Below are 14080 nucleotides of genomic sequence, written 5' to 3' on the forward strand. Positions count from 1 at the left end.
TCATTTAAAGCCATTCGTGTATTTGTGTTTTTTTTGTTATAAATAATTTCTAATTTCTTCTAATTTCTGAACGGTAATTAAACCTTCTTCTGTTTTATTTTCTGAAAGTGCATCAAAGAAAATAACATCCATTCCGAAATTTTGTGCTCCTTTTACATCTGCAATCCAATCATCACCTATAAGAATAGATTCAGATTTTTCTGCATTTGCTTTCTGCAAAGAATATTCAAAAATAATAGGATTTGGTTTTCTTACATTCACATCATCTGCACTGGTTACTGTTTTCATATATCTTCTAATCCCAGAACCATCAATTTTACGATGAGTTACTTCGTGGAACCCATTTGAAATAATATGCAACTGATAGCCTTTAGATTCTAAATATTCTAGCAACTCTAAGCTTCCATCTACCAATTCGTTATAAGCAATAATTTCGTCTAGAAATTGATTTTCAAAAATTTGAGCCAGTTCAAAATTATCCAAAGAAAAATGTAAAAAAGTATCGTGAAAACGATGCGCTCTAAGATAATCTTTATCTATTTCTCCATCTCTAATCAAATCCCAAAGATGTTCATTTATTTCTTCATATTTAACATGAAAATCATCAAAAGTAAAATGATATTTTTCTTGAATTTGATATTTCTTAAAAAGTTGTTCTAATGTAATTTTTGCATTTTTACGGTGATCCCAAAGTGTATTATCTAGGTCAAAAAAAATGTGCCTTATGTTTTTCATAGGGCACAAATGTAAGTAAAATAAATTTTTAATTTAATTTTTAGAAACTAAGTATTTCTTATTGTTTGCGTTTATTACCGCAACAGACTTTGAAAAATTCAAAAGAAAATCAATAGTAGATTTTTTTGGTGTCAAAATCGGAACTTTAAAAGTGTAATTTTTTTTCATAGGCAATAATTGGCTGTTTAAAAAATAAACGAAATAGTACTGCCTTTTATTGTATTACCTAGTTAAAATTATCTGATTGTCTTCCATGATTTTTCTCATATTAATTAACGCATAACGCACTCTTCCTAAAGTTGTATTGATGCTGGTATTGGTTTGTTCTGCAATTTCTTTGAAACTTAACCCATCAAAAAACCTCAATTTAATTACCTCTTGTTGATTTTCTGGCAAATAAATCATCATATTCATTAAGTCTTCATAAATTTGTTTGGTAACCAATCTGTCTTCAATATTTTCTTCGGTTTCTCTTAGCAAATCGAAGATAGAAAATTCTTCATTCTCGTAAGTTGTTTCAGAAATTTTCACATACTTATTCTTGAGCCTAAAATGGTCAATGATAAGGTTATGAGCAATTCTTTTAGCCCAAAGTATAAATTTACCATCATCACTATATCTTCCTTCTTTTAAGGAAACTATAATTTTCATAAAAGTATCTTGAAAAAGGTCGTTTGCAAGCTCTTCATCCATTATTTTATAAAAAATGAATGAATATAGGTCTTTTTGATTTCGCCTAATTAACTCAGAAAGTGCGCTTTCGTCACCTTTTTGGTATTGGGCAATGAGTAAACTATCAGTAAGTGTTTTCATATCTTTACTTCATGTTAAAAGAGAATCCTCGCTATGTAAACAAGTTTCTCTAGGTTTTAGAGTTTATTAAATGAAGTAAAGTTGCTTTATAGGCTATTGTTTAGTATAATTCACAAAATTATAAAAATTTTTAACTTATAAAAGATTTATTACAAAAAATTCACATTTAGGATAAAAAATAAATCTTAATTATTCTAAAACCACTAACGGAATATTAACAGTAAAATTAAAGTTGAAACCCTTCAACTCTTTTTCATTGATAAATTGATTACCATAATTGAAAGCGTAGCCTCCCGTTACATCTACAATCCCAAAAAGAGAAAATCCCGCTTTTGGAGCAAAAAATTTAGTAGTAGTTTCAGCACCGACTAAAAAATAGTAAGAATGCTGAATATCTGCACCTTTCTCGAAGTTTAACAACACATCTGCTTGTATTTTGGGCAATGCAGCAAATTTACCATTTACCGAACCTAACAAAGCAGAACCAGAAATTCTGTACAAAGCATCATCATTTTTCAAGAAAATAAATCTTGCTCCTAATTCTCCAAAACTTTGATTTTGATATTCATAACCTGCAAAAACCGTAGGATGTACAGTGTTTTGTGCTTTATAGAAGTTTGAAAATAATAAGATTGAAAAAATAAAAATATATTTTTTGAAGTTCATTTTGCTATTTTTTTGTAAAAATAAAAAAACCGCTCCATAAGAACGGTTTCTATGTATAAAATTTATCAATTATTACAATCCGAATGCTTTTTTCACATCTTCTACACGGTCTAATTTTTCCCAAGTGAAGAATTCTAAATCTTTAACAGTAAGTTCGTTAGATTTACCAGCATTAAAAGTTTTATCCGCCACATAGTAATCTCTTCCCATGTGTCCATAAGCTGCAGTTTCTTGATAAATAGGATTTCTTAATTTAAGATTTTGCTCTATTGCATAAGGTCTCAAATCGAATAATTCGGTTACTTTTTTAGCAATTTCCCCGTCATTTAAACCTACTTTAGAAGTTCCATGTGTGCTGATAAATAAACCACAAGGTTCTGCAACACCAATTGCATAAGAAACTTGTACCAAAACCTCATCTGCAACACCTGCTGCTACTAGGTTTTTTGCGATATGTCTTGTAGCATAAGCTGCACTTCTATCTACTTTTGAAGGATCTTTTCCAGAGAAAGCACCTCCACCGTGAGCTCCTTTTCCGCCGTAAGTATCTACAATAATTTTTCTACCTGTAAGACCTGTGTCGCCGTGCGGACCACCAATTACAAATTTACCTGTTGGATTAATGTGATATTTTATTTGGTCGTTAAACAAAGCTTGAATTTCTGGTTTTTGTTTTGCAACCACTCTAGGAATTAAAATTTCTATAATATCTTTTCTGATTTTTGCTAACATTTCTTCATCTGCAGCAAAATCGTCATGCTGAGTAGAAACTACAATAGCATCTATTCTTTGTGGCTTGTGGTCGTCAGAATATTCAATAGTTACTTGAGATTTCGCATCTGGACGAAGGTAAGTAATCTCTGTACCTTCTCTTCTAATTGCAGAAAGTTCTCTAAGAATTGAATGCGCTAAATCTAAAGCAAGAGGCATATAGTTTTCGGTTTCGTTGGTTGCATAACCGAACATCATCCCTTGATCTCCTGCTCCTTGAGCATTTGCTTTTTCTTCGAAAGATTCGCCAGCTTTTCTATCAACTCCTTGGTTAATATCTGAAGATTGCTCGTGAATTGCAGAAATTACGCCACAAGAATCTCCATTAAACATATATTCTCCTTTGGTATAACCAATACCATTAATTACCTCTCTAGCAATACTTTGTACATCAAGATAAGCTTCTGATTTTACTTCACCAGCTAATACTACCTGACCTGTAGTTACCAAAGTTTCGCATGCCACCTTCGAGGTTTTATCATAAGCTAAAAAATTATCGATAAGTGCATCAGAAATTTGATCTGCTACTTTGTCTGGATGTCCTTCTGAAACGGATTCAGATGTGAATAAATAAGGCATATTCTTCTTTTTTTCTAAATGTTAATGTATATAATTCAGAAAAAAAACAAGGAGGGAAAACCTACAAGAACTAAAAAGAAATTATCTGTTTTAGCATTTTTTATTGAGGTTGCAATCAGTCCAAATTTTTCCTCTGAAATTTGAGCAACAAAATTACAGAGTATTTTTCTAATTTCAAAATAGTTATGAAAAAAGCTCTGCAAAATTTACAGAGCTTCTATTTTATTGTGGACTGATATTTACAAAATCTTCAGGATGAGTGGTATAATTTAATTTAGGACTCAAAGAATCTTTAATTGACGCCACCAACTCGTCTAAAATTTTTTGCTTATACGTTGGTTTATAGTAAATTAAACTAATTTCTCTACTAGGGAAAGGTCTTTTAAAATGATGAATTTTGTCTTTCTGTCCTTCCGAAAGTTGAGAAACAGCCAATTCTGGCAAAATAGTTAGTCCACCAATCTTATCAACCATGTGTACCAAAGTATTGATGTTAGATGCCATAAAATCTAGATTTTTTGGTTTTAGAGAATTCTCTCTAAGATGGCAAATATTTTCGAACTGAGTTCTAAGGCAGTTACCTTCTTCTAAAAGCCAAACTTTATTTACATCTATATCACTTGGCATTATAAATTGGTCTCCTTTTTCGTTGGCAATTTTATCAGCAGAATAAACCATCAATTCTTCATTGAAAAGAAAATCTGCAAAAAATTCCTCAGCATCAGTATAAGGTGTAGCGATAATACCTGCATCTAGTTCGCCAGATTTAAGACCTTTTATAATGTTTTCGGTAGTCATTTCTTTTACATTAAGTTCTATCTTAGGATTACCAGATAAAAAATCAAAAATCTCAGTAGGAAGAATAAAACTAGAAACAGTAGGGATAATTCCTAAGTTTATTTTCCCTGCCAAAACATTATTCAAAATGCTTGCTTTATTTTTGAGTTCCATTACAGAATCTACAACTACCTTTGCTTGTTCTATAATTTGCGCACCAATATCGGTAGTTCTGATAGGATGAGTGGTTCTGTCGAAAATTTTAACCTCCATCTCATCTTCAAACTTCTGTATCATAGCGCTTAGCGTGGGCTGGGTAATAAAACACGCCTGTGCAGCTTTACCAAAATGTTTGTATTTATCTACCGCTATTAGATATTCTAACTGTTGAATATTCATATATATATTTATAATTTCTATTACAAATATAGAGAAGAAGAACGAATTAAACTAATTTTGATAACGATAATTATTTCGAGATTATTTACAAAAAAAATAATTGATTTTATTCATAGATATTTTTTTGAATTTTGAGAAAATCAATTTAAATTTATCCTTTCAAATTACAAACAATTTCATTGATATGAGCAAAAAACTCACTAACTCATCAGGAATACCATATTTTGAGCATCAGGATTCTCAAACTGTGGGAGCAAGAGGTCCTGTTTTATTGCAAGATTTTATTCTACAAGAAAATTTGGCTCATTTTGTAAGAGAAAGAATTCCGGAAAGAGTGGTTCACGCAAAAGGTTCTGGAGCTTATGGTAAATTTACAGTTACTCACGATATTTCAGAATATACAAGAGCTAAATTATTCTCTAAAGTTGGCAATTCTTGCAAAATGTTTGCGAGATTTTCTACTGTTGGCGGAGAAAAAGGAAGCGCAGACACTGCAAGAGATCCAAGAGGTTTCGCCTTGAAGTTTTACACAGAAGATGGCAATTGGGATTTGGTAGGAAACAATACACCTGTATTTTTTATAAAGGATGCTAAAAAATTCCCAGATTTTATTCATACTCAAAAAAGACATCCAAAAACCAATCTGAAATCTCACACCATGATGTGGGATTTTTGGAGCCTCAATCCAGAATCTCTTCATCAGGTTTTAATTTTGATGAGCGACAGAGGTACACCTTACGGATACAGGCACATGCACGGTTTTGGCTCTCATACTTTTTCGATGATTAATGCTAAAAACGAAAGAATTTGGGTAAAATTTCATTTCAAAACAAAACAAGGAATCAAAAATTTTACAGATACTGAAGCTACAAAAATCTCTGGCGAAAACCCAGATTTTGCTCAAGAAGACCTTTGCACTGCAATAGAAAATGGAGATTTCCCAAAATGGACCATGTACATACAAGTAATGACGGAAGAGCAAGCAAGAGAATTCAAATGGAATCCTTTTGATGTGACTAAAGTTTGGTTTCAAAGCGAATTTCCTTTAATTGAAGTTGGCGAAATGGAACTGAATGAAGTTCCTAGAAATTATTTTGCTCATGTAGAACAATCCACTTTTTCTCCGAGTAATTTAATTGATGGAATTAGTTTTTCTCCTGACAAGATGCTTCAGGGCAGATTATTTTCTTATCCAGATGCTCACAGATACAGAGTTGGCATTAATGCTCATCAATTAGAAGTAAACAGATGTCCTTTCGAAGTAAATAACTACCAAAGAGATGGCTACATGGCAGATTCTAAAAATTATGAAGACAAACCTAATTATTTCCCTAATAGTTTCGACGAAATCAGACCAGATTCAGCTTATAAAAAATTAGAAGAAGATTTAGACAGTAATGTAGTAGCTCATTTTGATAGAAATGAAGACGATAACGACCACTACACACAACCCGGATTATTGTACAGCAAAGCAATGACAGCTGAAGACAGAACTAATCTGGTGAATAACATTATTGGGCACATGAGAAAAATAGATGGTCCGCAAAAAGATTTAATCATCAACAGACAACTTTGTCACTTTTTTAGAGCAAATGTAGAAATGGGAATGAGAATAGCCTCTGGATTAAGCGTTAAAATTGACGACAATGTAATGCAACACATAAAATAATTTTTAAAAATAAAACATTTTAACACCAAAACCAAGCAATTAATTGCTTGGTTTCGTGTTTTCTTAGTATAAATTTCGTTATTTTGCACTAGCAATTATGTTAAATTAATACTATGAATTTTCAAAATATTCTTATTGAGAAGCAAGGTAAAGTATCCATCATTACCATTAATAGAACCGAAAGCCTAAACGCTCTTAACGGAAGTACTATTAAAGAGCTTGGTTCTGCCTTAGATTTACTAGAAAATGATTCTGATTGTAGAGTTATCATCATCACCGGAAGCGGACAGAAATCATTTGTTGCAGGAGCAGATATTAAAGAATTTTCAGATTTTGGTCAACATGAAGCAGAAGAATTAGCAAGAAACGGTCAAAATATACTTTTCGATAAAATAGAAAATTTGAAAAAACCTGTAATTGCTGCTGTAAATGGTTTTGCACTTGGTGGAGGTTTAGAATTGGCGATGGCATGTCACATTAGATATGCTTCAGAAAATGCAAAACTAGGTTTGCCCGAAGTTACATTAGGTTTAATCCCAGGATACGGAGGCACACAACGCTTACCAAAATTAGTAGGAAAAGGATTGGCCAACGAGATAATTTTTTCCGCAAAAATGATTAGTGCAGAAAGAGCTAAAGAAATAAGATTAGTAAACGAAGTATTCTCAATTGAAGAATTATTGCCAAAAACAATAGAATTAGCAACCATCATTTCAAGAAATTCTCCGCAAGGAATTACAAAAGCTATAGCAGCCGTTAACGCATCAGATAACAATGGCTTCGAATTAGAAATAAAATCTTTTGGTGAATTGTTTGACATGAATGATAAAAAAGAAGGCGTAAGTGCTTTTTTAGAAAAAAGAAAACCAAATTTTTAGCACACTTTTTGTAATTATATCCAATTATGCATAATAAATTCGATATCGCATATCTTAGAATGGCGAAAGAATGGGCAAAACTATCTTACTGTCAGAGAAAACAAGTAGGCGCTCTAATTGTAAAAGACAGAATGATAATTTCTGACGGATACAACGGTACACCTTCTGGCGCAGAAAATTGCTGCGAAGATGAAGACGGAAAAACACATTGGTATGTTTTGCACGCAGAAGCAAACGCTATTTTAAAATTAGCAGCCAGCACACAGTCTGCAAAAGGAGCTACATTATATCTTACGTTGTCTCCTTGTAAAGAATGCAGCAAATTAATTTTGCAAGCAGGCATCAAAAGATTGGTTTTTATTGATAAATATTCTGACGAAGAAGGTTTACAATTCTTACAAAACGCCGATGTAGAGCTTCTACAAATAGAAAATAGTTTTTTATAGAAAAAGAAAGAATTTAATAAAAAGTACAAACAACATTAAAAATTTGAAACACAAAACAGAAAAAGAATAAAAAACACAACTCAAAACAAACACAAATGGAATGGAATGAAACGCTTGAGAATTTCTCGAACTACCTTAAGTTCGAAAGAAATTTCTCAGATAATACTCTTGATGCTTACATCAGAGATATTACAAAATTTAAAAATTATGCCGAGGATAATCTAGACAATTCGAAACCTATAGATATTACCTACGAAAATCTTCAAGAATATCTTTTGTTACTTTCAAAACAAAAAATAAGCGAAAGAACGCAATCTCGATGGATTTCTTCAATTAAATCTTATTTCAAATATCTTTTAGAAGAAGAAATTAGAGAAGATAATCCTGCAACGCTTTTAGAAGGCCCAAAATTAGGACTTTACTTACCAGACACTCTTAGCTTTGAAGATGTAGAAAGAATTACAAAAAATATAGACCTTAGCTCAGACTTAGGCATTAGAAATCAATGTATAATTGAAGTTTTATACGGATGTGGATTAAGAGTTTCTGAACTAATAGAGCTTAAAATTTCGGATATCAATTTCAAAGAAAGTTTTCTAAAAGTTGAAGGAAAAGGAAGCAAAGTAAGATATGTTCCGCTAGCGAAATACACTTCTAAATTAATTAAAAACTACATTGAAAAAGTAAGAATTAACGGTAAAATAAACAAAAAACACGAAGACGTTTTATTTTTAAACAGCAGAGGAGCTGCAATGTCTCGCGTAATTGTATTTATCATCATTAAAGAATTGGCAGAAAAAGCCGGAATAAGAAAAAATATTTCTCCGCACACTTTCCGTCATTCTTTTGCAACACATTTGCTTCAAAACGGTGCAGATTTACGTTTTATACAAGAAATGCTTGGGCATTCTAGCATTACAACTACAGAAATTTACACTCATTTGAACACCGAAGAGTTGCACGATGTTATTTTAAAATATCATCCTAGAAATATATGAATCATTTAAAATTTTGTCCAAAATGTGGCGAGAAAACGCTCATTTTTGATGGAGAAAAAAAATTCAGTTGTAGCAATTGCGATTTTGTAATGTATCAAAATTGCGCTGCTGCTGTAGCGGTAGTTATAAAATGTGGCGACGAAATTTTCCTTACCAAAAGAAACCAAAATCCAAAATTAGGAAAACTAGATTTGGCTGGCGGTTTTACAGACCCAAAAGAAAGTGCCGAAGAAACTTGTTACAGAGAAATTTGGGAAGAATTAGGAATAGAAATCGATATTAAAAATTTGAAATTTCTAAAAAGCTTTCCTAATGTATATCATTATAAAGAAATAGATTACAACACGCTGGATTTATTTTTTGAATATGAAGTAGAAGAAAAAATTGAAGTAAAAAAATTAGAACTCCACGAAATCTCAGAAACCATTTGGATTAAAAAATCTGAAATTAATTTAGAAGACATTGCTTTTGATTCTCAGAAAAAATTTTTCGAAACTTATTTATAAAAAACAAAAGCTCCAAAATTTGGAGCTTTTTACTTTATTTAGAAATTGCCAGATATTTGCAAATTCTTAAAATAATCATTAAATATTTTTCTTTGTGCCTCAGTAAGATTGGCTTCGGGATGCATTGGCAAATAACCCTTCAAAGGCATTTCTTTGCTTTCTACGGTTTCCAAAATATCATCAATAATATGATTTTTCTGGTCATTGTTATACGTACTCCAAACCGAGAAATTCACTCTTTCTCTTCCTTCGTTTACATGATGTTTTATAGACCACGAAATAGGTGCTATATAAGCATATTTAGGATATTTTACCTCGTTTGAATGACAATCGTAACAAGCATTTATCAAAATTTGAGATACTTCTTTCGGTGGTTTTGCAATATCTACAAAATTCTGGTTTCTATCAACTGGTTTATTGGTTCTATCAATAGGAATGAGTTGAATTAAAATAAAAATTCCAACTATCCAAAGTAATATTTTTTTCATCACTAAATTATTTGAGTTCCCAATCTTCTTCTATCGTCCAAAGTGGTCTTACGTCTATCTGTTTATCAAAAATATAAACAGGCTCGGCAACTACATTATTGGCAAAATCAGATTCGTCCCAAACACCATTTTCGTTTTCATCCACTTTTATTCGGGCAATATAAGTTCCTGGTTTTAAATTGGTAAACGAAATACTTTCGCCGTTGGTATATTTAGAATAAATAACATCGTATTTGTCATTCAATAATTCTATCCAGAATTTAGATTTCGGTTTATTAATTAATTTTTTAATCACAAAACTTCCATAATTTTCTGGTTTATCAGCCTCAAATTCAAATTTATAAGATTTTGCAAGTCCTTCAAAATAAGAATTAACAGTTCCTTTTAAGACAGTGAATGAATATTTTTTGCTTGGTTTAAAATCTGCCGAAACTAAAATTTCATAAGGATTTTTCTCTGAAATTTTCGCCGTGAAATTAACGGCAACGCTATCAGACTCTAATTTCCAATCTTTGGTATTGATAGAACTTAGTGGAAGATTTGCTGTAATTTTAAAATCCTGAGAAGGCACCAATAAGTTTCCTCCTTTGTTTTCTACTTTAAATTCGTCTTTTACTGATTTGTAATAAACTCTTACGGTATCTTTTTTCTGAGGCGTGTCAAAACTAAAATCTAATTGTGTACTGGCTTTTTCATCAAATTTATTTTGAGCAGCATTAAACCAAATATTTACGGTATCCGATTTAGATTTATGTTCAATTTTATAATCTGTTAACTGAGGAGAAATAGATTTTATTTCTAAATTTTCTGGTTTGCCTTCAAAAGCTAAGATTGCACCACCAAAAACAGGCTTAGATTCTACAAACTTAAATGATTTTTTAGAAGGATAAAGTTTCAACTTAACACCTTTCACATTGTCTGCAACTGTAATTTTTTCTTTCAAAAAACCTACTTTTTCTTTTCCTGCATCATACACCGAATTTTGATTCTCGTCTTCGAAAGCAATGATGATATAATCTCCTTTTTGAAGATAATTGAGTTCGAAATAATTTTCTTCATCTACTTTCGACATGTAACCAGGCTTTTGCTTAAAATCTGTTTTCCCATCAATTACAGGATACAAACCTACTACATACTTATTGTCTTTTGCTGTTTCATTTTTCTTTTTTAAAACCATAGCATCATCTACAGTTCCGCTAATGAAGGTATCATCAATTTTATCTCCTGTAGAAAAAGCAAAATTAAAATATGGCAGAGCATTTCCTTCGTTATTATCTACAATAGAATTTCCAAAATTGAAATTATACGTAGTATTCGCTTTTAGAGAATCTGCCCATTGTATCAAAACATATTTATTGGCAAGATTAGAAGGGATAATTTTTTTGTACTTAATATCTGGCGAAATAATAAGATTTTTGCTTACATCCTTCAGCTTTACATATTCGTCAAAATATAATCTAAGCTCTTTAATATCTCTGGGAACATTAATTCTTGTAGAATCAATATTAGAAAATAAAAATTTAGGCGCCAAAGAATCTTTTTTACCACCATCTGGTGAGCCCATTCTGGCACAAGAAACAAGACCTAAACTAATAATGAGAAGAAAAATTATTTTTTTCATTAATGAAATTTGAGCAAAATTAAGAATACCTTTTCTATTAATAAAATAAGTTATGAAAGTTTATGATTTTTTAAGTTCAAAACCCTTCTGTTCTGGTCTCGAAATCATATTCTCTGGTTCTGAACTCATATTTTGAGGTCTTTTACTCATCTCGTGAGGTGCTTTAAACAAAAATATACGTTCCTTAACTCATAATTTTGGGTCTTAGACTGTAATTTTGGGGTTCCGAACCTCAAATTATCGGTTGTATAACCCCAACGAAATACTTCGAGACCTATCCAGCGTATTTCTTAACCTATCCAGAATAGTAATTTGAAGGTTGAGATAAGTTAAATAGATATCCAGAGGAGTAAAAAACATATTAGAAGGATTAAAAAAATATCCTGCAAGGGTTATTGCAGGATATTTTTATGTTTTTCTCTATTCTGTAGGTGGCGTTTCTGTGGTTTTAGAGGTTTTACTAAAGAATTGTTTGGTTTCATTCATTTTGGTTTCAAAACCTGGTGAGGCTGTACCTGCCTTGTAATTGGTATAAGCATAGTCTGTAAGAGCAGCTTGGTAATTGTCATAATCGTGAAGCGTTTTTGCGTTTTTAAGCTTGGTAGATAAGCTGTCTAGTCTTGTAATTAATGCTTCCAAATTTTTTCTGCTGTTGAAGTCATTTTCAAATTCGTCCCAATCTATATCAGATGATGACAAGGAAGGCTGACTTTTGTGAAAATCATAGATTTTGTTTACAAAAAGTTTGTTTTGCTCATTAATGCTCCCGTACTTTTGGCGGTCTTCCGCGCTTAGGTTTACGTTAATAATTTGTAAAGCAGTTTCTAATTCAGTAAGTGCATTTTGCGCATCTGTTACCTGTGCAGCAGTAAGATGCGTGTTGTTTAGATTTGTAATAGACATAATATGTTTAATTTAAGGTTTGTCATGGTTAAATAGTCTTCTGATGAAATTAAAATTACAATAAAATACACTTATAAAAGCTAAAATTTTATCATCTAAAATCACTCTCTCAAAAATAATAAAAAAGTTGTAATGACCAATAAAAAATTCTTAAACCATGAAAAAAGCCTTAAAATCTCAATTATATACCTTAAAAAAATTATAAAATAAGACTTTTTCATAAATTACCCATTGCAATTTATAAAACAACGGTTGAAAAATTATAGTATTTATTGGTTTTAGAGTATTTTTGAAATATGAAAATCATACAGAGGATTTTTCACAAATTAAAAATTATTAACCTAAAAAAAATTAATGCCCATGAAAAAAAGTGTATTTTATTTACTCCTATTATTGAATGTCTTTATATTATCTTGTAGGTCTGAGGAATCCGTTCCAGAAAAGACAGAATTTGTGGCTCCCATTACTGCGTTCAAAAATTTTGATGAAAAAATTGCTTCCGATCTTAGTTACAAAGCAAGACATCTTCAAAATATTGAATCAGCGAAAAAAAACACTAAAACCAATTATAGTAAAGCCACACAATCTACTTCTACAACAATCGATATTCCTATTTCTGATGTGAGCTATAAAACTCCTTTCAGACAAACGATAGAAAATTATTTTGCTAATCATCCAGATTATGCTCAGAGTTTTTATAATGAATTTGGACAGCCTTTCTTTGCAGTTTCTACCTACACCTACGGATATAGTGGTAATGCCCTTAAAGCCATTGCATTTCCTATTATGAAGGGAGATCTGGTAACAGGTATCATTCATGGAGTAGTTTCTGCAAATCGTGATTATGTATTTTTTAGGGTGGTACAAAACAATGACAATGCTACACAGAAAGTAATAGCAGATCTTCAGTACGAAATAGACAATCTCTACCCTAAAAATCCTGAAATAATGTCCCGAATCATTAGAGAACGGGAAGCCAGACAAAGAGAGATAGAAGAAGTTACATTATATTATCTATACGACAGGAGTGGCGGAGGAAGCTGGAATATTTCTCTGCCCAACTATTATTGGTATAGAGATGCTAATATTACATTTGAAGGAAACGGAGGAACTGGCGCAGGAGGAAAAATGTCTGGAGGTGCAAGTAAGCACAATAATAAATTCCCAGATTATATGGATCCTAATGACGACCCTTGTGAGAAAATAAAAACAAATCTTTCAGATGCAAAATTTTCAGAAAAAACTTCTTCTTTAAATAATTCTACAACTCTTAATTACGATCATGAAATGGGATTTGCTTCGTCCTATGCACCTGCAGGAACTAATTTAGGAACACAGTACCAGCCAATGGATAATAGAATAGGAACACATTCTGTAACGTTACCAGATGGAAATAGGTTTTTTGGGTTTATACATACGCACAACAATCAAGACGGAGTTATTAAAATATTTTCTCCTGCAGATATAATGACTTTTTTAACGAGCTGTGTAGGAAATGCAAGTACAAATGGAAATATTGGAGATGCCTATGCAATGGTAATAACATCAGAAGGGAGCTATATGCTACAATATACAGGAGCTACTGCTAATTTTGCAAATCTTGCTAGTTCTTTAAGTAATTGGAATGTAAAGTATAGAGAAATGTTTCAAGATTATGTTGACAACGACAATCTAACTCAATCAATTGTCGAAAATGAATTTTTAAAATTCTTAAAAAATACTGTAAATATTAACGGATTAGAATTATACAAAGTTGATAGCACTACATCAAAAAAACTATCTTTGAATACAAATAACACAACAAACGCAACACAATGTCCATAAATTTAAA

14 protein-coding genes are annotated in these 14080 nt (G+C 31.4%); 6 read left to right on the forward strand and 8 right to left on the reverse strand.

The window, feature by feature from the left end; all coding sequences use genetic code 11:
• Positions 1-36: 36 nt before the first annotated feature.
• The 5 genes from QM746_RS00880 to QM746_RS00900 form a co-directional block, all read right to left on the reverse strand.
• Entirely contained in the window at positions 37-735 is a 699-nt protein-coding gene (locus tag QM746_RS00880) for a YjjG family noncanonical pyrimidine nucleotidase (protein ID WP_414982486.1), read from the reverse strand.
• Between the two features lie 222 nt (positions 736-957).
• Positions 958-1548, reverse strand: coding sequence for an RNA polymerase sigma factor (locus QM746_RS00885; protein ID WP_414982487.1), 591 nt, complete (start codon positions 1546-1548; stop codon positions 958-960).
• Between the two features lie 189 nt (positions 1549-1737).
• Positions 1738-2214 (reverse strand): hypothetical protein, encoded by a 477-nt coding sequence (locus QM746_RS00890; protein ID WP_414982488.1) that lies wholly within the window; start codon positions 2212-2214, stop codon positions 1738-1740.
• A 72-nt stretch (positions 2215-2286) separates the two neighbouring features.
• Positions 2287-3564, reverse strand: coding sequence for a methionine adenosyltransferase (gene metK / locus QM746_RS00895; protein ID WP_374363177.1), 1278 nt, complete (start codon positions 3562-3564; stop codon positions 2287-2289).
• Between the two features lie 222 nt (positions 3565-3786).
• The gene (locus QM746_RS00900) at positions 3787-4740 is read right to left on the reverse strand and encodes a LysR substrate-binding domain-containing protein (protein ID WP_414982489.1); all 954 of its coding nucleotides are present in this window, start codon (positions 4738-4740) and stop codon (positions 3787-3789) included.
• Between the two features lie 184 nt (positions 4741-4924).
• Here QM746_RS00900 and QM746_RS00905 point away from each other — a divergent pair, with 184 nt between their 5' ends.
• The 5 genes from QM746_RS00905 to QM746_RS00925 all read left to right on the forward strand — a co-directional run bounded on the left by QM746_RS00905 (position 4925) and on the right by QM746_RS00925 (position 9237).
• The gene (locus QM746_RS00905; protein ID WP_414982490.1) at positions 4925-6409 is read left to right on the forward strand and encodes a catalase; all 1485 of its coding nucleotides are present in this window, start codon (positions 4925-4927) and stop codon (positions 6407-6409) included.
• A 113-nt stretch (positions 6410-6522) separates the two neighbouring features.
• Positions 6523-7287 carry an enoyl-CoA hydratase/isomerase family protein gene (locus QM746_RS00910; protein WP_414982491.1) on the forward strand — a complete coding sequence of 255 codons (765 nt, stop codon included), beginning with the start codon at positions 6523-6525 and terminating at the stop codon, positions 7285-7287.
• A gap of 26 nt (positions 7288-7313) precedes the next feature.
• Positions 7314-7733: a deoxycytidylate deaminase gene (locus QM746_RS00915; protein ID WP_374362506.1), complete on the forward strand. Its 420-nt coding sequence runs from the start codon at positions 7314-7316 to the stop codon at positions 7731-7733.
• 95 nt (positions 7734-7828) lie between these two features.
• A complete protein-coding gene (xerD, locus tag QM746_RS00920) occupies positions 7829-8731 on the forward strand; it encodes a site-specific tyrosine recombinase XerD (RefSeq protein ID WP_374362508.1) in 903 nt (300 codons plus the stop codon).
• A complete protein-coding gene (locus tag QM746_RS00925) occupies positions 8728-9237 on the forward strand; it encodes an NUDIX hydrolase (protein WP_414982492.1) in 510 nt (169 codons plus the stop codon). The genes xerD and QM746_RS00925 overlap by 4 nt, the downstream gene beginning before the upstream one ends.
• Before the next feature lie 38 nt (positions 9238-9275).
• On the opposite strand, the gene QM746_RS00930 is transcribed toward QM746_RS00925, so the two are convergent.
• The 3 genes from QM746_RS00930 to QM746_RS00940 form a co-directional block, all read right to left on the reverse strand.
• Complete coding sequence (locus QM746_RS00930; RefSeq protein WP_414982493.1) at positions 9276-9725, reverse strand: heme-binding domain-containing protein; 450 nt, start codon at positions 9723-9725, stop codon at positions 9276-9278.
• A gap of 7 nt (positions 9726-9732) precedes the next feature.
• Positions 9733-11346 (reverse strand): Ig-like domain-containing protein, encoded by a 1614-nt coding sequence (locus QM746_RS00935; RefSeq protein ID WP_414982494.1) that lies wholly within the window; start codon positions 11344-11346, stop codon positions 9733-9735.
• A 420-nt stretch (positions 11347-11766) separates the two neighbouring features.
• Positions 11767-12249 carry a hypothetical protein gene (locus tag QM746_RS00940; protein ID WP_414982495.1) on the reverse strand — a complete coding sequence of 161 codons (483 nt, stop codon included), beginning with the start codon at positions 12247-12249 and terminating at the stop codon, positions 11767-11769.
• Positions 12250-12609: 360 nt separating this feature from the next.
• Between QM746_RS00940 and QM746_RS00945 the strand changes: the two genes are divergently transcribed.
• A complete protein-coding gene (locus tag QM746_RS00945) occupies positions 12610-14073 on the forward strand; it encodes a hypothetical protein (RefSeq protein ID WP_414982496.1) in 1464 nt (487 codons plus the stop codon).
• Positions 14074-14080 lie beyond the last annotated feature (7 nt).

Origin of the sequence: Cloacibacterium sp., assembly GCF_047601505.1 — a bacterium.
Classification (GTDB): domain Bacteria; phylum Bacteroidota; class Bacteroidia; order Flavobacteriales; family Weeksellaceae; genus Cloacibacterium.

What these genes read in the sequence shown, in the direction of transcription:
- QM746_RS00880 (WP_414982486.1), bottom strand. Translation starts at nt 735, where the DNA reads ATGAAAAACATAAGGCACATTTTTTTTGACCTAGATAATACACTTTGG.
- QM746_RS00885 (WP_414982487.1), bottom strand. Translation starts at nt 1,548, where the DNA reads ATGAAAACACTTACTGATAGTTTACTCATTGCCCAATACCAAAAAGGT.
- QM746_RS00890 (WP_414982488.1), bottom strand. Translation starts at nt 2,214, where the DNA reads ATGAACTTCAAAAAATATATTTTTATTTTTTCAATCTTATTATTTTCA.
- metK (WP_374363177.1), bottom strand. Translation starts at nt 3,564, where the DNA reads ATGCCTTATTTATTCACATCTGAATCCGTTTCAGAAGGACATCCAGAC.
- QM746_RS00900 (WP_414982489.1), bottom strand. Translation starts at nt 4,740, where the DNA reads ATGAATATTCAACAGTTAGAATATCTAATAGCGGTAGATAAATACAAA.
- QM746_RS00905 (WP_414982490.1), top strand. Translation starts at nt 4,925, where the DNA reads ATGAGCAAAAAACTCACTAACTCATCAGGAATACCATATTTTGAGCAT.
- QM746_RS00910 (WP_414982491.1), top strand. Translation starts at nt 6,523, where the DNA reads ATGAATTTTCAAAATATTCTTATTGAGAAGCAAGGTAAAGTATCCATC.
- QM746_RS00915 (WP_374362506.1), top strand. Translation starts at nt 7,314, where the DNA reads ATGCATAATAAATTCGATATCGCATATCTTAGAATGGCGAAAGAATGG.
- xerD (WP_374362508.1), top strand. Translation starts at nt 7,829, where the DNA reads ATGGAATGGAATGAAACGCTTGAGAATTTCTCGAACTACCTTAAGTTC.
- QM746_RS00925 (WP_414982492.1), top strand. Translation starts at nt 8,728, where the DNA reads ATGAATCATTTAAAATTTTGTCCAAAATGTGGCGAGAAAACGCTCATT.
- QM746_RS00930 (WP_414982493.1), bottom strand. Translation starts at nt 9,725, where the DNA reads ATGAAAAAAATATTACTTTGGATAGTTGGAATTTTTATTTTAATTCAA.
- QM746_RS00935 (WP_414982494.1), bottom strand. Translation starts at nt 11,346, where the DNA reads ATGAAAAAAATAATTTTTCTTCTCATTATTAGTTTAGGTCTTGTTTCT.
- QM746_RS00940 (WP_414982495.1), bottom strand. Translation starts at nt 12,249, where the DNA reads ATGTCTATTACAAATCTAAACAACACGCATCTTACTGCTGCACAGGTA.
- QM746_RS00945 (WP_414982496.1), top strand. Translation starts at nt 12,610, where the DNA reads ATGAAAAAAAGTGTATTTTATTTACTCCTATTATTGAATGTCTTTATA.